A 20,513-nucleotide genomic window follows, 5' to 3' on the forward strand; every position below is an offset into this window, starting at 1 on the left:
GTCCTTCTGCACCCCAGGGCGCAACGCCCATGAGCGCGTGGAACCTTCGCTTTGGTCTGCGTTATTTGTGGAAGGCAACTGTCGGGCACATCCGAAGTTGTGCCTGGTGTTTCTACCGTGCTACGTCGCGGCCCAGCAGGCTGTGCGCCCCGGCTGCTTCAGCGCGCGGCTTGGGGTGGGTTTGCAGGTTTGTTCCCGGTTCACCATGGGTACACCTACCCAGTTGTTTCCGCGCGGAGGTGCCGCCGCGCTAGGGCTGCCTGAGTGGCGTTTTTTGCGGCTTATACTGGCGAGCCAGGCCAGTGCCAGCGAGAGGTGCTTCCCTGCCAGGGTTGGCCATCGCATCCACACAGTGAACTTGCAGGGAGTTACAGGGACATGAACGCAGCCAGCAGTATCAGCCAGATCGCCAGCCTGATGGCCGACCCCAAGCGCAGTGCCATGTTGTGGGCATTGATCGATGGCACACCACGCTTGGCCAAAGAGCTTGCGGTGATGACCGGCCTGACCTCGTCATCGGCCTGCGCTCACCTTTCCTTGTTGTCGTCTGCCGGCTTGCTCCGGCATGAAGCGCGCGGGCGCAAGCGCTATTTCTGCCTGGCGACTCCGCAGGTCGGGGCCGCAGTGGAGGCGCTGGCCAGTGTCCAGCTGGAAAGCGCCAAGGGGACGCAGGCCAAGGCATCGGTGGCACCCTTGCCCATGTCGGTACGCCGGGCGCGCCGCTGTGGTGATCATCTGGGCGGGGAGCTGGCCAGTGAGCTGTATCACCGCCTGGTGGTCGCCGGCTGGCTGGAGGGCAGTGGTCGGCAGCTGATGGTCAGTGATGAAGGGCGGGCGCAGTTGGCGCTGGTCGGGGTCTACATAGATGCGCTGGCGCCTCACCAGCAACGTGGCTGTGTGATCTGCCACTGCACCGAGCGCAACGACCAGGGGCCGCATCTGGGCGGCGTGCTGGGGCAGGCCTTGTTCAGGTTGTTCCTTCAATCTGGCTGGATGCGCGAGGCCGAGGATACGCGAGCCTTGCATATCTCGGCGTTGGGCATCCAGCAGATCAATCGCATTGCCCGCGTGGCGACGTTGCAGGTCGGCTGACCGCAACACCGTCCTTCATTCAGACCAACCGCGCATCCAGGCTATTCTGGGCCAAGCGACGGGCCTGGGCTTCGGTCATGCTCAGGTGGGTGTACAGGGCGTGGAAGTTTTCGGTGACGTAGCCACCGAAGTAGGCCGGGTCGTCCGAGTTGACCGTCACTTTCACGCCGCGCTCGAGCATGTCGAGGATGTTGTGCTGGCTCATGTGGTCGAACACACAGAGCTTGGTGTTCGACAGCGGGCACACCGTGAGCGGGATCTGCTCGTCGATGATGCGCTGCATCAGGCGCTCGTCCTCGATAGCGCGCACACCGTGGTCGATGCGCTTGACCTTCAGCAGGTCCAGGGCCTCCCAGATGTACTCGGGTGGGCCTTCTTCACCGGCATGGGCAACGGCGGCGAAGCCTTCGCTACGAGCGCGATCGAACACACGCTGGAACTTGCTGGGCGGGTGGCCCATTTCCGAGCTGTCCAGGCCAACGGCAATGAACGCATCGCGGAACGGCAGCGCCTGGTCGAGGGTTTTCTGCGCTTCTTCTTCGCTGAGGTGGCGCAGGAAGCTGAGGATCAGGCCACTGCTGATGCCCAGTTGTTTGCGGCCATCCTTGAGCGCGTGGTCGATGCCATTGAGCACCACTTCGAAGGGGATGCCACGGTCGGTGTGGGTTTGCGGGTCGAAAAACGGTTCGGTGTGGATGACATTCTGTGCCTTGCAGCGTTGCAGGTAGGCCCAGGTCAGGTCGTAGAAGTCCTGCTCGGTGCGCAGCACGTCGGCGCCCTGGTAATACAAGTCGAGGAATTCCTGCAGGTTGTTGAAGGCATAGGCACCACGCAAGGTTTCCACGTCGGCCCACGGCAAGGCGATCTTGTTGCGCTCGGCAAGGGCGAACAGCAACTCGGGCTCCAGCGAGCCTTCCAGGTGCAGGTGCAGTTCGGCCTTGGGCAGGGCGTTCAACCAGTCATACATAGTGGGTCATCTCGATCAGGTACGGTTGCTGCCATTCTACAGGGCCTGGCTGGGCAATGCGCCCGGCCAGGCTGCAACCCGCTGAATCACCAGACCAGGGGTTCGCCCTTGTAGTTGATGAAACGCAGGCCGCCGTGGCCGCTTTGCGCCTTGATCTGTTCGAGCATGCCGCGGGTACTGGTCAGCACGTCAATCTCGGCGTTCTCGCCGCCCATGTCGGTCTTTACCCAGCCTGGGTGCATGGCCAGCACACACAGGTCGGGACGTTGCTGCTCGACGACGAAGCTGTTGATCATCGAGTTGAGTGCTGCCTTGCTGGCCTTGTACAGGCAGATCTCGCCACCGTCGGGGATGGTCACGCTGCCCAGGATCGAGCTCATGAAGGCCAGCACACCGCTACCTTCACGGACCTGGCCGACCAGGCGGCGGGCCACGCGGATCGGTGCCACGGCGTTGGTCATGAACAGCTCACCGATGTCCCTGTTCTGCACGGCTTCCAGGTCTTGGGGCAGGGGCCCCATGATGCCGGCGTTGACGAAGACCAGGTCGAACACCTGGCCTTGCAGGCGCTGCTTGAGGCCATCCAGCTGGGCCGTGTCGTTCATTTCCAACTGCTCGATACGCACGCCGGGCACATCGGCCAGCGCCCCGGGCTGCTGCGGGTTGCGCACGGTGGCGGTAATGTTCCAGCCGTCCTCATGCAGGCGTTGCACCAGGCCAAGGCCCAATCCGCGCGAGGCGCCGATGATGAGGGCCGATCTTGAAGAAGCCATAGGATCATTCCTTTATCGGTGTATGAAAGGTAATGAGCATACGTCACCGTGGGCACCGGTGCCCGTTCTCTGAGTGGATAAAAATTGACCAGTTACCCACGGTCCTGCGTGGCCGGGCGCCTGGCCTGTTGGCGCACGGGTTATCCACAAGCTGTTCCACAGTTATTGTGTGCAAGTTCAGAGGGAAGGTGGGTGGTTTGGCCGTTGCATTGGGGATAACTCGTGAGGTTTCAGCTGTTCGAAGCTATCCCAATGTTCTGGTTAAAAAATGACCATGGCTCTGTAGGCCTTGAAAACATTGGCCTGCAAGCGAGTGCCCCAAGCTTATCCACAGGCCGGCCCACAGTTGTTGTGGGCAATGTTCAGCGCGCTTCGAGCAGAATACGCCCCCGGCTCAGGTCGGCCAGTTGTTGCTGCAATGACGCCAGGTGGGCATCGCCGAGGGCAATCAGCAGATCAACACCATTGGCAGTGAACTGCTCGTCGAGCACCAACCCGTCAACCTCCGCCAGGCGCAACTTCACCAGCGCCAGTTCGCTGAAACCGCAGCTGCAGGTGAATTCGCTGCGTTGCACCAGCAGCCGCTTCGGGGCCTGTTGCAGGCACTTGTTGGCACCGCCGCCGTAGGCCCTGGCCAGGCCACCGGTGCCCAGCTGGATACCGCCGTACCAGCGGATCACCAGCACCACCACCTGGTCGCAGTCCTGCGCTTCGATGGCTGCCAGGATCGGTCGCCCGGCGGTGCCCCCCGGTTCGCCGTCATCACTGCTGCGGTACTGGGCGCCAAGCTTCCAGGCCCAGCAGTTGTGGGTAGCGGCCAGGTCGCTGTGGCGTTCGATGAAGCTCATCGCTTCCGCGGCACTGCTGATGGGCCCGGCGAGGGTGATGAAGCGGCTTTTGCGGATTTCCTCGCGGAATTCGCACAGGTCAAGCAGGGTAGAAGGCATAAATGACGGTCAGGCAGCCGGCTTGATGCCGCAGCCTTTCAGGATGATGTGGATAAGGTTGTTGCTCGCGTCTTCCATGTCCTGCTTGGTCAGGCGGCTACGACCGGTAACCTGGCAGATCTGGGTAGCGAAGTCGGCGTAATGCTGGGTACTGCCCCAGAGCAGGAAGATCAGGTGCACCGGGTCGACCGGGTCCATCTTGCCGGCCTCGATCCAGGCCTGGAACACCGCGGCCCGGCCGCGGAACCATTCGCGGTAGTCGGCACTGAAGTACTCGGTCAGGCAGGTGCCACCGCTGATCACTTCCATGGCGAAAATCCGCGAGGCTTGCGGGTTGCGCCGGGAGAATTCCATCTTGGTGCGGATGTACTGGCTCAGGGCTTCGGCGGGGTCGTCGTCGACGCTCAAGGCGTTGAAGGTGCTGTCCCACAACTCGATGATGTTGCTGAGCACGGCAATGTACAGGCCCAGCTTGTTGGTGAAGTAGTAGTGCAGGTTGGCCTTGGGCAACCCTGCCTTGAGGGCGATGGTGTTCATGCTGGTGCCCTTGAAACCATGGCGGGCGAACTCGTCTTCGGCGGCCTGGATAATGGCCTGTTCGTTCTTCTGGCGGATGCGGCCCGCGGGCTTGCCCGAGGTGGCGAGGCGATGCGCAGGGACTTCTAGGGTCATGGACGATTCCGTACGGGTCAGTGGCTGCGGCTGTCGGACAAGATTACCTGCCTGCGCCGAAGTGACAAGCGTTAGCGGCAAAGACTGGCATCAGCGTGTCGCAGCCAGGCTCTCGAGGAAGCTTTCCAGCACCAGGTTTGGCCGCCGGCCCTTGCGCGTTACCCAACTGAGGCTCAGGTCATAGAAGCGTTGCCGGGGCTTGAGCGCGCGCAGGCGGCCTTGCTGGACCCAGAACGTGGCGTAGTGGTCTGGCAGGTAGCCGATGTAACGCCCGGTAAGGATGAGAAACGCCATGCCCTCGCGGTCCGAAGCGCTGGCCGTGCAGTTCAGGGCCTGGTAATGGGCCTGGATCTCGGCCGGCAGGCGGAAGGTGGGGGCGATGGCTTCCTGGCTGTTGAGGCGGTCGTCATCTACCTGCTGGTCATCGGCGTAGAACAGCGGGTGGCCGACGGCGCAGTACAGCAGCGAACGCTCGCTGTACAACGGCTGGTACTCCAGGCCCGACAGCGGGCTGGTCTGCGGCACCACGCCGACGTGCAGGCTGCCGTCGAGCACGCCGTGTTCGACCTGGCTGGGGGCGATCATGCGGATCTGGATGCGTACATCGGGGCCACGGTCCTTGAGTTCGGCCAGGGCATGGGTGATGCGCATGTGCGGCAAGGTGACCAGGTTGTCGGTCAGGCCAATGTTCAGCTCACCACGCAAATGCTGGTGCAGGCCGTTGACTTCGGTGCGGAAGCTTTCCAGGGCGCTGAGCAATTGCAGGGCCGAATGGTAGACCTCGCGGCCTTCCTCGGTCAGCGAGAACCCGGCGCGACCGCGCTGGCACAGGCGCAGGCCCAGGCGTTGCTCCAGGTCGTTCATTTGCTGGCTGATGGCCGAGCGACCTATGCCCAGCACGTTCTCGGCAGCCGAGAAGCCCCCGCACTCGACGACGCTGCGGTAGATCTTCAGCAGGCGGATGTCGAAATCGCTGACTTGGGCGAGTGGATCGGGGCGTCGGCTCATCAGTTTAGTCAGGGCCTGTCTGAAGGTTAGAAATGTTGGCTTTTTCAGACTTTATCGCCGTGCCACCTTAGCTGCAACAACATCCATCGTTGCCTAATCGTCTTCCGAGGAACCGCAATGAACATGCCCGAAACCGCCAGCGCCGGTATCGCCAGCCAGCTCAAGCTGGATGCCCACTGGATGCCCTACACCGCCAACCGCAACTTCCAGCGCGACCCGCGCCTGATCGTGGCGGCCGAAGGCAACCACCTGGTCGATGACACGGGGCGCAAGATCTTCGACGCGCTGTCCGGCCTGTGGACCTGTGGCGCCGGGCACACCCGCAAGGAGATCACCGAGGCGGTAGCCCGCCAGGTCGGTACCCTGGATTACTCTCCGGCCTTCCAGTTCGGCCACCCACTGTCGTTCCAGCTGGCCGAGAAAATTACCGAGCTGACCCCGGGCGACCTGAACCATGTGTTCTATACCAACTCCGGTTCCGAGTGTGCCGACACCGCCCTGAAGATGGTGCGCGCCTACTGGCGCCTGAAAGGCCAGGCGACCAAGACCAAGATCATCGGCCGTGCCCGCGGCTACCACGGCGTGAATATCGCCGGCACCAGCCTGGGGGGTGTCAACGGCAACCGCAAGCTGTTCGGCCAGTTGCTGGATGTCGACCACCTGCCTCACACCGTGCTGCCGGTGAACGCGTTCACCAAGGGCCTGCCGGAAGAGGGCGGCATCGCCCTGGCCGACGAGATGCTCAAGCTGATCGAGCTGCACGATGCGTCCAATATCGCGGCGGTGATCGTCGAGCCACTGGCGGGTTCGGCTGGCGTACTGCCGCCGCCAAAGGGTTATCTGAAACGTCTGCGTGAAATCTGCACCCAGCACAACATCCTGCTGATCTTCGACGAAGTGATCACCGGTTTCGGTCGCATGGGTGCAATGACGGGTGCCGAAGCCTTCGGCGTGACCCCGGACCTGATGTGCATCGCCAAGCAGGTGACCAACGGCGCCATCCCGATGGGCGCGGTCATTGCCAGCAGCGAGATCTACCAGACCTTCATGAACCAGCCGACCCCGGAATACGCCGTGGAATTCCCACATGGCTACACCTACTCGGCCCACCCGGTAGCTTGCGCCGCCGGTATCGCGGCACTGGACCTGCTGCAGAAGGAAAACCTGGTGCAGTCGGCTGCCGAGCTGGCGCCGCTCTTCGAGAAGCTGCTGCACGGCGTGAAGGGCACGAAGAACATCGTCGACATCCGCAACTACGGCCTGGCCGGCGCGATCCAGATCGCGGCCCGTGACGGTGATGCCATTGTGCGTCCGTACGAAGCGGCGATGAAGCTGTGGAAGGCTGGCTTCTATGTGCGCTTTGGTGGCGACACCCTGCAGTTTGGCCCAACCTTCAACACCACGCCGCAGCAACTGGACCGCCTGTTCGACGCAGTGGGCGAGACCCTGAACCTGATCGACTGATCTGTCCGATTCTGAGGTCAGGTGCGCGAGCAGATCGCGCGCTTGGCTCAACCTTCTTATCTGGAGTTTTGCATGAGCATTGTTCAGCACCTGATCAACGGCGAGCTGGTTACCAAGGGTGAGCGCAGCGCCGATGTCTTCAACCCGTCCACTGGCCAGGCTGTACGCAAGGTCGAGCTGGCCAGCCGCGCGACCGTGCAGCAGGCGATCGACTCGGCCAAGGCGGCCTTCCCGGCGTGGCGCAACACCCCACCGGCCAAGCGTGCCCAGGTCATGTTCCGCTTCAAGCAGCTGCTGGAGCAGAACGAAGCTCGCATTGCGCAGATGATCAGCGAAGAACATGGCAAGACCCTGGAAGACGCTGCCGGCGAACTGAAGCGTGGCATCGAGAACGTCGAGTTCGCCTGTGCAGCGCCAGAAGTGCTGAAAGGCGAGTACAGCCGCAACGTCGGCCCCAACATCGACGCCTGGTCCGACTTCCAGCCGCTGGGCGTGGTTGCCGGTATCACCCCGTTCAACTTCCCGGCCATGGTGCCGCTGTGGATGTATCCGTTGGCCATCGCCTGCGGTAACGCGTTCATCCTCAAGCCTTCCGAGCGTGACCCGAGCTCGACCCTGTACATCGCCCAGCTGCTGCACGAAGCCGGCCTGCCGAAGGGCATCCTCAACGTGGTGCATGGTGACAAGGAAGCGGTGGATGCGCTGATCGAAGCGCCGGAGGTGAAGGCCCTGAGCTTCGTCGGTTCGACCCCGATCGCCGAGTACATCTATGCCGAAGGCACCAAGCGTGGCAAGCGCGTGCAAGCCCTGGGTGGTGCCAAGAACCACGCAGTGCTGATGCCCGATGCCGACCTGGACAATGCGGTCAGCGCACTGATGGGCGCGGCCTATGGTTCCTGCGGCGAGCGTTGCATGGCCATTTCGGTAGCGGTGTGCGTGGGTGACCAGGTGGCGGATGCGCTGATTGCCAAGCTCGAACCGCAGATCAAGGCGCTGAAGATCGGTGCTGGCACTTCGTGCGGCCTGGACATGGGCCCGTTGGTGACTGCTGCAGCCCGTGACAAGGTGGTGGGCTACATCGACGAGGGTGTTGCTGCTGGCGCCAAGCTGGTGGTGGATGGCCGAGGCTACCGAGTAGCCGGTAATGAGGATGGCTACTTTGTGGGTGGCACCTTGTTCGACAAAGTGACCCCGCAGATGCGCATCTATAAGGAAGAGATCTTTGGCCCGGTGCTGTGCGTGGTGCGCGTGAACAGCCTGGAGCAGGCCATGCAGCTGATCAATGATCACGAATATGGCAATGGCACCTGCATCTTCACCCGTGACGGTGAAGCGGCGCGGCTGTTCTGCGACGAGATCGAAGTGGGCATGGTCGGTGTGAACGTACCGTTGCCAGTGCCGGTGGCTTACCACAGCTTTGGTGGCTGGAAGCGTTCGCTGTTTGGTGACCTGCATGCCTATGGGCCGGACGGGGTGCGTTTCTATACCCGTCGCAAGGCGATCACCCAGCGCTGGCCGCAACGCGCCAGCCATGAGGCTTCGCAGTTTGCCTTCCCTAGTTTGTAAGGGATAGTGAAGAAGCGGGGAGGCCGGTAGGCCTCCCCGCTTTGTTTTTGGGGTGCTGGGTGGTTTGCCTTGGTTTTTGGGGTGGGGCGTGAATCGAGCGCCGCCCGCGCGGCGCTCGATCTCATGGGCGCCGAAGGTGTAGGCGAGCATCTGGTGGCCTTGATAGGGTCTTCGCCTGAAATATTCCAGCCTAATGAAATTAAAGGTTGACGCGGTTTCGAATGCCCTTATAATGCGCCCCACTTCCAGCGACATCGGAACGAAAAACTCCTTGCTCATCAAAGAGTTAAGTAGTAACGAAGAAGCTGAAAGTGCTACGATCGAATGATCGGCAGCGGTCGAGATGAAGGTTGACAGCGTTTCAAAACGCTGTATGATTCGCCTCCCGCTACGAGAGATCGCAGCGAGTCAAGTGTTTGAAGCTAAACGAGTTTCTCGCAAAAAACTTCAAAATAAACGCTTGACAGCAAATGAGGAAGGCGTAGAATGCGCGCCTCGGTTGAGACGAAACGCTCTTAGCCAAACGCTCTTTAACAAATCGAATCAAGCAATTCGTGTGGGTGCTTGTGAGTACGGACTGATAGTCACAAAGATTATCAGCATCACAAGTGGCCATGCGAGAAATCACATAGTCATTTGAGATTGCTGAGCCAAGTTTAGGGTTTCTTAAAAACCCAAGCAGTATTGAACTGAAGAGTTTGATCATGGCTCAGATTGAACGCTGGCGGCAGGCCTAACACATGCAAGTCGAGCGGATGAGGGGAGCTTGCTCCTTGATTCAGCGGCGGACGGGTGAGTAATGCCTAGGAATCTGCCTGGTAGTGGGGGACAACGTTTCGAAAGGAACGCTAATACCGCATACGTCCTACGGGAGAAAGTGGGGGATCTTCGGACCTCACGCTATCAGATGAGCCTAGGTCGGATTAGCTAGTTGGTGAGGTAATGGCTCACCAAGGCGACGATCCGTAACTGGTCTGAGAGGATGATCAGTCACACTGGAACTGAGACACGGTCCAGACTCCTACGGGAGGCAGCAGTGGGGAATATTGGACAATGGGCGAAAGCCTGATCCAGCCATGCCGCGTGTGTGAAGAAGGTCTTCGGATTGTAAAGCACTTTAAGTTGGGAGGAAGGGCAGTAAGTTAATACCTTGCTGTTTTGACGTTACCGACAGAATAAGCACCGGCTAACTCTGTGCCAGCAGCCGCGGTAATACAGAGGGTGCAAGCGTTAATCGGAATTACTGGGCGTAAAGCGCGCGTAGGTGGTTCGTTAAGTTGGATGTGAAAGCCCCGGGCTCAACCTGGGAACTGCATCCAAAACTGGCGAGCTAGAGTACGGTAGAGGGTGGTGGAATTTCCTGTGTAGCGGTGAAATGCGTAGATATAGGAAGGAACACCAGTGGCGAAGGCGACCACCTGGACTGATACTGACACTGAGGTGCGAAAGCGTGGGGAGCAAACAGGATTAGATACCCTGGTAGTCCACGCCGTAAACGATGTCAACTAGCCGTTGGAATCCTTGAGATTTTAGTGGCGCAGCTAACGCATTAAGTTGACCGCCTGGGGAGTACGGCCGCAAGGTTAAAACTCAAATGAATTGACGGGGGCCCGCACAAGCGGTGGAGCATGTGGTTTAATTCGAAGCAACGCGAAGAACCTTACCAGGCCTTGACATGCAGAGAACTTTCCAGAGATGGATTGGTGCCTTCGGGAACTCTGACACAGGTGCTGCATGGCTGTCGTCAGCTCGTGTCGTGAGATGTTGGGTTAAGTCCCGTAACGAGCGCAACCCTTGTCCTTAGTTACCAGCACGTTATGGTGGGCACTCTAAGGAGACTGCCGGTGACAAACCGGAGGAAGGTGGGGATGACGTCAAGTCATCATGGCCCTTACGGCCTGGGCTACACACGTGCTACAATGGTCGGTACAGAGGGTTGCCAAGCCGCGAGGTGGAGCTAATCTCACAAAACCGATCGTAGTCCGGATCGCAGTCTGCAACTCGACTGCGTGAAGTCGGAATCGCTAGTAATCGCGAATCAGAATGTCGCGGTGAATACGTTCCCGGGCCTTGTACACACCGCCCGTCACACCATGGGAGTGGGTTGCACCAGAAGTAGCTAGTCTAACCTTCGGGAGGACGGTTACCACGGTGTGATTCATGACTGGGGTGAAGTCGTAACAAGGTAGCCGTAGGGGAACCTGCGGCTGGATCACCTCCTTAATCGACGACATCAGCCTGCTGATGAGCTCCCACACGAATTGCTTGATTCATTGTAAAAGACGATGCTGTAACGCGACCCTGTTATAGGTCTGTAGCTCAGTTGGTTAGAGCGCACCCCTGATAAGGGTGAGGTCGGCAGTTCAAATCTGCCCAGACCTACCAATTACTTGGTGCGGCCTAGAATACACGGGGCCATAGCTCAGCTGGGAGAGCGCCTGCCTTGCACGCAGGAGGTCAGCGGTTCGATCCCGCTTGGCTCCACCACTCTTTCAGGTTTCGCAGCACTGCTCAGAACTTAGAAATGAGCATTCCAATGTGAATGTTGATTTCTGGCTTTTGTCAGATCGTTCTTTAAAAATTCGGATATGTGATAGATATAGACTGATGGCCAGTTTCACTGCTGGTTAATCAGGCTAAGGTAAAATTTGTGAGTTCTGCTCGAAAGAGCAACATGCGAATTTTCGGCGAATGTCGTCTTCACAGTATAACCAGATTGCTTGGGGTTATATGGTCAAGTGAAGAAGCGCATACGGTGGATGCCTTGGCAGTCAGAGGCGATGAAAGACGTGGTAGCCTGCGATAAGCTTTGGGGAGTCGGCAAACAGACTGTGATCCAGAGATCTCTGAATGGGGGAACCCACTCAGCACAAGCTGAGTATCTTGTACTGAATACATAGGTGCAAGAGGCGAACCAGGGGAACTGAAACATCTAAGTACCCTGAGGAAAAGAAATCAACCGAGATTCCCTTAGTAGTGGCGAGCGAACGGGGACCAGCCCTTAAGTTGATTTGAGATTAGTGGAACGCTCTGGAAAGTGCGGCCATAGTGGGTGATAGCCCCGTACACGAAAATCTCTTGTCAATGAAATCGAGTAGGACGGAGCACGAGAAACTTTGTCTGAACATGGGGGGACCATCCTCCAAGGCTAAATACTACTGACTGACCGATAGTGAACCAGTACCGTGAGGGAAAGGCGAAAAGAACCCCGGAGAGGGGAGTGAAATAGAACCTGAAACCGTATGCGTACAAGCAGTGGGAGCCTACTTTGTTAGGTGACTGCGTACCTTTTGTATAATGGGTCAGCGACTTATATTCAGTGGCGAGCTTAACCGAATAGGGGAGGCGTAGCGAAAGCGAGTCTTAATAGGGCGTTTAGTCGCTGGGTATAGACCCGAAACCGGGCGATCTATCCATGGGCAGGTTGAAGGTTAGGTAACACTGACTGGAGGACCGAACCGACTACCGTTGAAAAGTTAGCGGATGACCTGTGGATCGGAGTGAAAGGCTAATCAAGCTCGGAGATAGCTGGTTCTCCTCGAAAGCTATTTAGGTAGCGCCTCATGTATCACTCCAGGGGGTAGAGCACTGTTTCGGCTAGGGGGTCATCCCGACTTACCAAACCGATGCAAACTCCGAATACCTGGAAGTGCCGAGCATGGGAGACACACGGCGGGTGCTAACGTCCGTCGTGAAAAGGGAAACAACCCAGACCGTCAGCTAAGGTCCCAAAGTCATGGTTAAGTGGGAAACGATGTGGGAAGGCTTAGACAGCTAGGAGGTTGGCTTAGAAGCAGCCACCCTTTAAAGAAAGCGTAATAGCTCACTAGTCGAGTCGGCCTGCGCGGAAGATGTAACGGGGCTCAAACCATGCACCGAAGCTACGGGTGTCATCTTTGATGACGCGGTAGAGGAGCGTTCTGTAAGCCTGTGAAGGTGAGTTGAGAAGCTTGCTGGAGGTATCAGAAGTGCGAATGCTGACATGAGTAACGACAATGCGAGTGAAAAACTCGCACGCCGAAAGACCAAGGTTTCCTGCGCAACGTTAATCGACGCAGGGTTAGTCGGTCCCTAAGGCGAGGCTGAAAAGCGTAGTCGATGGAAAACAGGTTAATATTCCTGTACTTCCAGTTATTGCGATGGAGGGACGGAGAAGGTTAGGCCAGCCTGGCGTTGGTTGTCCAGGTTTAAGGTGGTAGGCTGAAATCTTAGGCAAATCCGGGATTTCAAGGCCGAGAGCTGATGACGAGTTGCCTTTAGGCGACGAAGTGGTTGATACCATGCTTCCAAGAAAAGCTCCTAAGCTTCAGATAACTGGGAACCGTACCCCAAACCGACACAGGTGGTTAGGTAGAGAATACCAAGGCGCTTGAGAGAACTCGGGTGAAGGAACTAGGCAAAATGGCACCGTAACTTCGGGAGAAGGTGCGCCGGCGAGGGTGAAGGACTTGCTCCGTAAGCCCATGCCGGTCGAAGATACCAGGCCGCTGCGACTGTTTATTAAAAACACAGCACTCTGCAAACACGAAAGTGGACGTATAGGGTGTGACGCCTGCCCGGTGCCGGAAGGTTAATTGATGGGGTTAGCGCAAGCGAAGCTCTTGATCGAAGCCCCGGTAAACGGCGGCCGTAACTATAACGGTCCTAAGGTAGCGAAATTCCTTGTCGGGTAAGTTCCGACCTGCACGAATGGCGTAACGATGGCGGCGCTGTCTCCACCCGAGACTCAGTGAAATTGAAATCGCTGTGAAGATGCAGTGTATCCGCGGCTAGACGGAAAGACCCCGTGAACCTTTACTATAGCTTTGCACTGGACTTTGAATTTGCTTGTGTAGGATAGGTGGGAGGCTTTGAAGTGGGGACGCCAGTTCTCATGGAGCCATCCTTGAAATACCACCCTGGCAACTTTGAGGTTCTAACTCAGGTCCGTTATCCGGATCGAGGACAGTGTATGGTGGGTAGTTTGACTGGGGCGGTCTCCTCCCAAAGAGTAACGGAGGAGTACGAAGGTGCGCTCAGACCGGTCGGAAATCGGTCGTAGAGTATAAAGGCAAAAGCGCGCTTGACTGCGAGACAAACACGTCGAGCAGGTACGAAAGTAGGTCTTAGTGATCCGGTGGTTCTGTATGGAAGGGCCATCGCTCAACGGATAAAAGGTACTCCGGGGATAACAGGCTGATACCGCCCAAGAGTTCATATCGACGGCGGTGTTTGGCACCTCGATGTCGGCTCATCACATCCTGGGGCTGAAGCCGGTCCCAAGGGTATGGCTGTTCGCCATTTAAAGTGGTACGCGAGCTGGGTTTAGAACGTCGTGAGACAGTTCGGTCCCTATCTGCCGTGGACGTTTGAGATTTGAGAGGGGCTGCTCCTAGTACGAGAGGACCGGAGTGGACGAACCTCTGGTGTTCCGGTTGTCACGCCAGTGGCATTGCCGGGTAGCTATGTTCGGAAGAGATAACCGCTGAAAGCATCTAAGCGGGAAACTTGCCTCAAGATGAGATCTCACTGGAACCTTGAGTTCCCTGAAGGGCCGTCGAAGACTACGACGTTGATAGGTTGGGTGTGTAAGCGCTGTGAGGCGTTGAGCTAACCAATACTAATTGCCCGTGAGGCTTGACCATATAACACCCAAGCAATTTGCTGACGCAGATTGCGGTGGTGAAGATGATACGAACCGAAAGTTCGCAACGAACCACGAACATCACATATCCGAATTCGCTGGAGTGTCTACCAAGACCTTCTGGCAACAGAATTTCTTGACGACCATAGAGCATTGGAACCACCTGATCCCATCCCGAACTCAGCAGTGAAACGATGCATCGCCGATGGTAGTGTGGGGCTTCCCCATGTGAGAGTAGGTCATCGTCAAGATTCATTTCGCAAAACCCCTATCTGCGCATGCAGGTAGGGGTTTTGTCTTTGCGCCGGCAAAACAAGCGCGCGCCCTGTAGGAGCGGCCTTGCGTCGCGACCGGCCGCACAGCGGCCGCCACCCTGCAACGCCGAGCTACCTGGCAAACCGCGTCGCCGGTTTCGCGGCTAAAGCCGCTCCTACACCGATCGCACGAAAGGCCCGCTCCCACTATCCAGGCAAGAACACTAGAATAGCCCCACGCACCTATTCAGAAGCGCTATATGCCCAACCCTGTCGAACCCGAATCATTGGCCCGCTTGCCGTTGGACGAGCTGGTTGCCTGCCATGAATGCGATTTGCTGCTGCGCAAGCCCGTACTCCAGCATGATGAAAAGGCCTTGTGCCCACGCTGCGGCTACGAGCTCTATGCCCATCGGCACAACGTGGTCAACCGTAGCCTGGCGTTGGTGCTGACTGCCCTGCTGCTGTTCGTGCCGGCCAATTTCCTGCCAATCATGCAACTGCACCTGCTGGGCCAGACATCGGACGATACCGTGTGGAGCGGCGTGTTGGGCCTGTACAACTCAGGCATGCGCGGCGTGGCCGTAGTGGTATTCCTTTGCAGCATGGCCATACCCCTGGCAAAACTCCTGTGCCAACTGGCCGTACTGTTGAGCATCCGGTTGGACATCGGGCGTGATTACGGCCTGCTGTTCTACCGCATCTATCACCACTTGCGTGACTGGGGCATGCTTGAGGTCTATTTCATGGGAGTGCTGGTGGCCATCGTCAAACTGGTGGACCTGGCTGAACTGACCGTGGGCCTGGGGTTGTTCTGCTTCATCAGCCTGCTGTTGATCCAGGTATGGCTCGAAGTGGTGATGTCGCCGCACCAGATCTGGAGTGCGTTATCGGGGGAGGACCTGCATGCGGGCGATTGATGCGGGCATTCTGGTCTGCAACGAATGTCACGAGCTGAACCGGCAAGAGCCGGGCAGCACTTCCCAAACCTGCACACGCTGCGGCGCCATCGTGCATGCCCGCCGCCCGAACAGCATCGTGCGTACCTGGGCGCTGCTGATCGCTGCATCGATCCTGTACATTCCGGCCAACATGCTGCCGATCATGACCGTGAGTACCCTCGGCCAAGGTAGCCCTGACACGATCATGTCCGGCGTCATTACCTTGCTCAAGCATGGCATGGTGCCCATTGCTGCGGTGGTGTTCATTGCCAGTATCCTGGTGCCCACCTTCAAGCTGGTGGGCATTGGCCTGCTGTTGTATTCCGTTCAGCGGCGGCAGCCGCTTTCGGCGCGGCAACGGATATTGATGTACCGCTTCATCGAATTCATCGGGCGCTGGTCCATGCTTGATATCTTCGTTATCGCCATCCTGGTGGCGGTGGTGAATTTTGGCCGTATCGCCAGTGTCGAAGCCAACCTGGGCGCTGTCGCCTTTGCAACTGTGGTGATCCTGACAATGCTTGCTGCTTTAACTTTCGATCCCCGACTGATTTGGGATAACACGGAGTCGGATGACGACCATGAGTGACCTGCCAACGGCTAAAACCCGCCCAGCCTCGAACTGGTCGGCCATCTGGATACTGCCTTTGATCGCCTTGATGATCGGTGGTTGGCTGGCCTGGCAGGCTTACCGTGATGCCGGGGTGGAAATTGAAGTGCGCTTCGAATCGGGTGAGGGGATCGTCGCCAACAAGACCGAGGTCATCTACAAGGGCATGCCGGTTGGCAAGGTGACCCGCCTGGTCCTGGATGCCAAGGGCGAGAACCAAGGGGTGATCGCCACCATCGAGATGAACAAGGCTGCCGAGCCCCACCTGACCAAGGGCACGCGCTTCTGGCTGGTGAAGCCAAGTGTCAGCCTGGCGGGTATTTCCGGTCTTGAGACATTGGTGTCAGGTAACTACATCGCCGTCAGCCCGGGGGAGGGTGAACGTACCAAGCGCTTCACCGCGTTGAAAGTGGCACCGCCGCTGTCGGACACCGAGCCCGGCCTGCACCTGACCCTCAAGGCCGACCGGCTGGGCTCGCTTAACCGTGACAGCCCTGTGTTCTACAAGCAGATCCAGGTCGGCCGGGTGAAAAGCTATCGTCTTTCCGACGACCAGAGCACCGTCGAAATCAAAGTTTTCATCGAGCCGGCATACGCCAGCCTGGTGCGCAAGCACACACGTTTCTGGAACGCCAGCGGCGTCAGCATCGATGCGTCGCTGTCGGGGGTGAAGGTGCGCAGCGAGTCGCTGTCGAGCATCGTGGCTGGTGGTATCGCCTTCGCCACGCCGGAACACCGCAAGGACAGCCCGCCTACCGACTCCAGCCTGCCGTTCCGCCTGTATGAAGATTTCGACGCGGCCCAGGCCGGTATCCGGGTAAAGCTGAAGCTGAGCGACTATGAAGGCCTGCAGGCGGGGCGTACGCCGGTAATGTACAAGGGAATCCAGGTCGGCTCGCTGAAAACCCTGAAGATGGAAGACAACCTGGCCAGCGCATCGGCCGAATTGACGCTGGACCCATTGACCGAGGACTACCTGGTCGAGGGCACGCAGTTCTGGGTGGTCAAACCATCGATTTCGTTGGCGGGTATAACCGGCCTGGAGGCGTTGGTCAAAGGCAACTACATCGCTATCCGTCCCGGCGAGAAGGGCGCGCGCCCCGAGCGTGAGTTCGAGGCCCGTGCCAAGGCGCCGCCACTCGATCTGAAGGCACCTGGCCTGCACATGGTGTTGTTCGCCGACACCCTGGGCTCGCTGGAGATCGGTAGCCCGGTCATGTACCGCCAGGTCAAGGTGGGTAGCGTGCAGAGCTACCAGTTTGCGCGTAACAGCAACCGCATCCTGATCGGCGTGCATATCGAGAAGGAATACGAAAAACTGGTCAACGGCTCGTCGCGCTTCTGGAACGTCAGTGGTATCACGCTGAGTGGCGGTCTGTCCGGCATCAAGATCAAGAGTGAGTCGCTGCAGACGCTGATGGCCGGTGGTATCGCCTTCGACACGCCGCGACCCGATGTGGCGCTCAAACGCCATATTCCGCGCTTCCGCCTGCATGACAGCCAGGAAGCGGCCAACCGCGCTGGAACGTTGGTCACCATCCGTGTCGACCGTGCCGATGGTTTGAAGCCGGGTACGGCTATCCGCTTCCGTGGCCTGGATGTAGGCAGCATCGAGAGCGTCGACCTCACGGATGACCTGCAGGCGGTATTGCTGCGGGCACGTATTACCGAAGCTGCAGACCGTATTGCCCGGGTCGGCACGCAGTTCTGGGTGGTCAAGCCGGCTTTTGGCCTGGTGCGCACCCAGAACCTCGACACCCTGGTCGGCGGGCAATACCTGGAAGTGCAGCCGGCAGCCAAGGACCGTGGCCCGCAGCGTGACTTCATCGCGCTGGCCGAGGCTCCGCAAGTGGCTGGGCCGGAAGTCGGCCTGCCGTTGACGCTCAGCGCGCCGCGCCGTGGCTCGATCAAGCCGGGCGTGCCGGTGACCTACCGCGAGGTTGCGGTGGGCAAGGTGACAGGCTTCGAGTTGGGCCAGAGTGCTGACCGCGTGCTGATCCATATCCTGATCGAGCCGCGCTATGCGGCCCTGGTACGCAGCGGCAGTCGCTTCTGGAACAGCAGTGGCTTCGGTTTCGACTGGGGGCTGTTCAAAGGGGCTTCGGTGCGTACCGAGTCGGTGGAGACCCTGATCGACGGCGGTATCGCCTTCGCCACGCCGGATGGTGACCAGATGGGCACCCCGGCACGGCCGCAGCAGACGTTTGCCTTGTTTGATCAGGCCGAAGAAGACTGGCTGAAGTGGGCGCCGAAGATTCAGATAGCCAAGTAGTACCGGGCCACCTCAGGCTCGCCTCTTTGTAGGAGCGGCCTTGTGTCGCGATCGGGCTGCAAGGCAGCCCCAGCGGTATCTGCGTTGCAGCTGCAATCGAGGGGCTGCTACGCAGCCCGATCGCGACACAAGGCCGCTCCTACAAAAAGCGGTGCGGCGATGGAGTAGTGCCGAAGCACAAATCGCAGGCAATAAAAAACCGACCCTGAGGTCGGTTTTTTGACTAGCGCGTCGCTTAGGCAGCTGCAGCTTCTTTCAGCGCCTTGATGTGGCCATTCAGACGGCCTTTGTGACGAGCAGCCTTGTTCTTGTGGATGATGCCCTTGTCGGCCATACGGTCGATTACAGGCACAGCCAGAACGTAAGCGGCTTGCGCTTTTTCGGCGTCTTTTGCGTCGATGGCTTTGACTACATTCTTGATGTAGGTGCGGACCATGGAACGCAGGCTGGCGTTGTGGCTGCGACGCTTCTCAGCCTGTTTTGCACGTTTCTTGGCGGAAGGTGTGTTGGCCACCGTCGAGCTCCTCGAAAGACTTTAGGTAAATAGCAAACAAAATAGGCCGCGAATCATGCCGATCAGTCGAGCGGATGTCAAGGCCACCTGCAAGGTTCCGCCGAGCGGTGCGCCAACAGGAGGGAAAGATTCCTTTCTGCTGCGCGACCTGTAAACTCGGGAATTTTTGGCTCCCCTGCGAAGGCGCGGGAGTATCGCACATTCGGACGCTGTCTGGCAGCGTCCTCTGCCCTTGGCGTGAATCTTTTCGATGAACCTGCTCAAATCCCTGGCTGCGGTAAGCTCGATCACCATGATTTCGCGGGTGCTGGGCTTTGTCCGCGACACCATCCTGGCGCGTATCTTCGGCGCCGGCATCGCCACCGATGCCTTCTTCATCGCCTTCAAGCTGCCCAACCTGCTGCGGCGCATCTTCGCCGAAGGTGCGTTTTCCCAGGCGTTCGTGCCGATCCTGGCCGAATACAAGACCCAGCAAGGCGAGGAGGCCACCCGTACCTTCGTCGCCTATGTCAGCGGCCTGCTGACCCTGGTCCTGGCGCTGGTCACCGCCATCGGCATCCTGGCCGCGCCGTGGGTGGTCTGGGCGACCGCCCCCGGCTTCGTCGACAGTGCCGAAAAGTACCAGCTGACCACCGCCCTGCTGCGGGTGACGTTTCCTTATATATTGCTGATCTCGCTGTCTTCGCTGGTCGGGGCCATCCTCAATACCTGGAACCGCTTCTCGGTACCGGCCTTCACCCCGACCCTGTTGAACGTGGCGATGATCGCCTTCGCCGTACTGCTGACGCCGTACTTCGACCCGCCGATCATGGCCCTGGCCTGGGGTGTGCTGGTCGGCGGCCTGGCGCAGCTGCTGTACCAGCTGCCCGCGCTGAAGCGGATCGGCATGCTCGTGCTGCCGCGCCTGAACCTGCGCGACACCGGGGTATGGCGGGTGCTCAAGCAGATGCTGCCGGCGATCCTCGGGGTGTCGGTGAGCCAGATCTCGCTGATCATCAACACCATCTTCGCCTCGTTCCTGGTGGCTGGCTCGGTGTCGTGGATGTACTACGCTGACCGCCTCATGGAACTGCCTTCAGGCGTGCTGGGCGTGGCCTTGGGCACCATCCTCCTGCCGACCCTGGCCAAGACCTACGCCAACAAGGACCGCGAAGAGTACTCGCGGATCCTCGACTGGGGCCTGCGCCTGTGCTTCCTGCTGGTGCTGCCTTGCACCCTGGCCCTGGCCATCCTCGCCGAGCCGCTGACCGTGGCGCTGTTCCAGTACGGCAAGTTCACCGCCACCGACGCGGCGATGACCCAGCGGGCGCTGATTGCCTATTCGGTGGGCTTGCTGGCGATCATTCTGGTCAAGGTACTGGCCCCGGGCTTCTATGCGCAGCAGAATATCCGCACGCCGGTGAAGATCGCGGTGTTCACCCTGGTCTGCACCCAGCTGTTCAACCTGGCCCTGATCGGCCCGCTGGCTCATGCCGGGCTGGCACTGGCGATCAGCCTGGGTGCCTGCCTGAATGCCGGCCTGCTGTTCTGGAAGCTGCGCAGCCAACAACTGTTCCAGCCGCAGCCAGGCTGGGCGATGTTCCTGCTCAAGCTGCTGCTGGCAGTGGGGCTGATGTCGGCGGTGTTGCTGGCTGGCATGCACTTCCTGCCGGCCTGGGAGCAGGGCAACATGCTCGAGCGCCTGCTACGCCTGGCAGCGCTGGTACTGGCCGGCGTCGTGAGCTATTTCGGCTGCCTGTACCTGTGCGGCTTCCGCCCACGGCATTTCGCCCGCAAGGCCTTGCACTAGGGCAACGGGTGGGTCAGGCGT

Annotated in this window: 13 protein-coding genes, 2 tRNA genes and 3 rRNA genes; 12 read left to right on the top strand and 6 right to left on the bottom strand. The window is 59.2% G+C overall.

Features of this window, described 5'->3' with window-relative positions; all coding sequences use genetic code 11:
- The first annotated feature begins 378 nt into the window (after positions 1-378).
- Positions 379-1,092, top strand: coding sequence for an ArsR/SmtB family transcription factor (locus tag HU763_RS03100; RefSeq protein WP_186689637.1), 714 nt, complete (start codon positions 379-381; stop codon positions 1,090-1,092).
- 19 nt (positions 1,093-1,111) lie between these two features.
- Here the strand turns inward: HU763_RS03100 and HU763_RS03105 are convergent, their stop codons facing one another.
- From HU763_RS03105 to HU763_RS03125, 5 genes are all read right to left on the bottom strand, one after another.
- Positions 1,112-2,059 carry an adenosine deaminase gene (locus tag HU763_RS03105; protein ID WP_186689635.1) on the bottom strand — a complete coding sequence of 316 codons (948 nt, stop codon included), beginning with the start codon at positions 2,057-2,059 and terminating at the stop codon, positions 1,112-1,114.
- 86 nt (positions 2,060-2,145) lie between these two features.
- A complete protein-coding gene (locus tag HU763_RS03110; RefSeq protein WP_186689633.1) occupies positions 2,146-2,832 on the bottom strand; it encodes an SDR family oxidoreductase in 687 nt (228 codons plus the stop codon).
- Between the two features lie 362 nt (positions 2,833-3,194).
- Positions 3,195-3,779 (bottom strand): IMPACT family protein, encoded by a 585-nt coding sequence (locus HU763_RS03115; protein WP_170028127.1) that lies wholly within the window; start codon positions 3,777-3,779, stop codon positions 3,195-3,197.
- Between the two features lie 9 nt (positions 3,780-3,788).
- Entirely contained in the window at positions 3,789-4,451 is a 663-nt protein-coding gene (locus tag HU763_RS03120; RefSeq protein ID WP_170028128.1) for a TetR/AcrR family transcriptional regulator, read from the bottom strand.
- 90 nt (positions 4,452-4,541) lie between these two features.
- Complete coding sequence (locus HU763_RS03125; protein ID WP_186689751.1) at positions 4,542-5,462, bottom strand: LysR family transcriptional regulator; 921 nt, start codon at positions 5,460-5,462, stop codon at positions 4,542-4,544.
- Between the two features lie 114 nt (positions 5,463-5,576).
- On the opposite strand from HU763_RS03125, the gene aptA reads away from it, so the two are divergent.
- The 10 genes from aptA (at position 5,577) to HU763_RS03175 (ending at position 18,189) form a co-directional block, all read left to right on the top strand.
- Positions 5,577-6,923, top strand: a complete 1,347-nt coding sequence (aptA, locus tag HU763_RS03130) for an omega-aminotransferase AptA (RefSeq protein ID WP_186689631.1) — start codon at positions 5,577-5,579, stop codon at positions 6,921-6,923.
- Positions 6,924-6,995: 72 nt separating this feature from the next.
- Positions 6,996-8,489 (top strand): CoA-acylating methylmalonate-semialdehyde dehydrogenase, encoded by a 1,494-nt coding sequence (locus tag HU763_RS03135; RefSeq protein ID WP_186689629.1) that lies wholly within the window; start codon positions 6,996-6,998, stop codon positions 8,487-8,489.
- A gap of 686 nt (positions 8,490-9,175) precedes the next feature.
- A 16S ribosomal RNA gene (locus HU763_RS03140) occupies positions 9,176-10,712 on the top strand.
- 85 nt (positions 10,713-10,797) lie between these two features.
- Positions 10,798-10,874 (top strand) — tRNA-Ile (locus HU763_RS03145).
- Positions 10,875-10,900: 26 nt separating this feature from the next.
- Positions 10,901-10,976: transfer RNA gene (locus tag HU763_RS03150), tRNA-Ala, on the top strand.
- A gap of 245 nt (positions 10,977-11,221) precedes the next feature.
- Positions 11,222-14,113: ribosomal RNA gene (locus tag HU763_RS03155) — 23S ribosomal RNA — on the top strand.
- 134 nt (positions 14,114-14,247) lie between these two features.
- A 5S ribosomal RNA gene (gene rrf, locus HU763_RS03160) occupies positions 14,248-14,363 on the top strand.
- The 16S, 23S and 5S rRNA genes sit together here with 2 tRNA genes alongside, the layout of an rRNA operon.
- A gap of 263 nt (positions 14,364-14,626) precedes the next feature.
- A complete protein-coding gene (locus HU763_RS03165; RefSeq protein ID WP_186689422.1) occupies positions 14,627-15,286 on the top strand; it encodes a paraquat-inducible protein A in 660 nt (219 codons plus the stop codon).
- Positions 15,273-15,896 carry a paraquat-inducible protein A gene (locus HU763_RS03170; RefSeq protein ID WP_186689420.1) on the top strand — a complete coding sequence of 208 codons (624 nt, stop codon included), beginning with the start codon at positions 15,273-15,275 and terminating at the stop codon, positions 15,894-15,896. The genes HU763_RS03165 and HU763_RS03170 overlap by 14 nt, the downstream gene beginning before the upstream one ends.
- The gene (locus tag HU763_RS03175) at positions 15,889-18,189 is read left to right on the top strand and encodes a PqiB family protein (protein ID WP_186689418.1); all 2,301 of its coding nucleotides are present in this window, start codon (positions 15,889-15,891) and stop codon (positions 18,187-18,189) included. Before HU763_RS03170 ends, HU763_RS03175 begins: the two co-directional genes overlap by 8 nt.
- A gap of 235 nt (positions 18,190-18,424) precedes the next feature.
- Here the strand turns inward: HU763_RS03175 and rpsT are convergent, their stop codons facing one another.
- The gene (gene rpsT / locus HU763_RS03180; protein ID WP_003247625.1) at positions 18,425-18,703 is read right to left on the bottom strand and encodes a 30S ribosomal protein S20; all 279 of its coding nucleotides are present in this window, start codon (positions 18,701-18,703) and stop codon (positions 18,425-18,427) included.
- 250 nt (positions 18,704-18,953) lie between these two features.
- On the opposite strand from rpsT, the gene murJ reads away from it, so the two are divergent.
- Positions 18,954-20,492, top strand: coding sequence for a murein biosynthesis integral membrane protein MurJ (gene murJ, locus HU763_RS03185; RefSeq protein ID WP_186689416.1), 1,539 nt, complete (start codon positions 18,954-18,956; stop codon positions 20,490-20,492).
- Positions 20,493-20,513: the final 21 nt, after the last annotated feature.

It is taken from the genome of Pseudomonas anuradhapurensis (assembly GCF_014269225.2).
Taxonomy (GTDB): Bacteria; Pseudomonadota; Gammaproteobacteria; order Pseudomonadales; family Pseudomonadaceae; genus Aquipseudomonas; species Aquipseudomonas anuradhapurensis.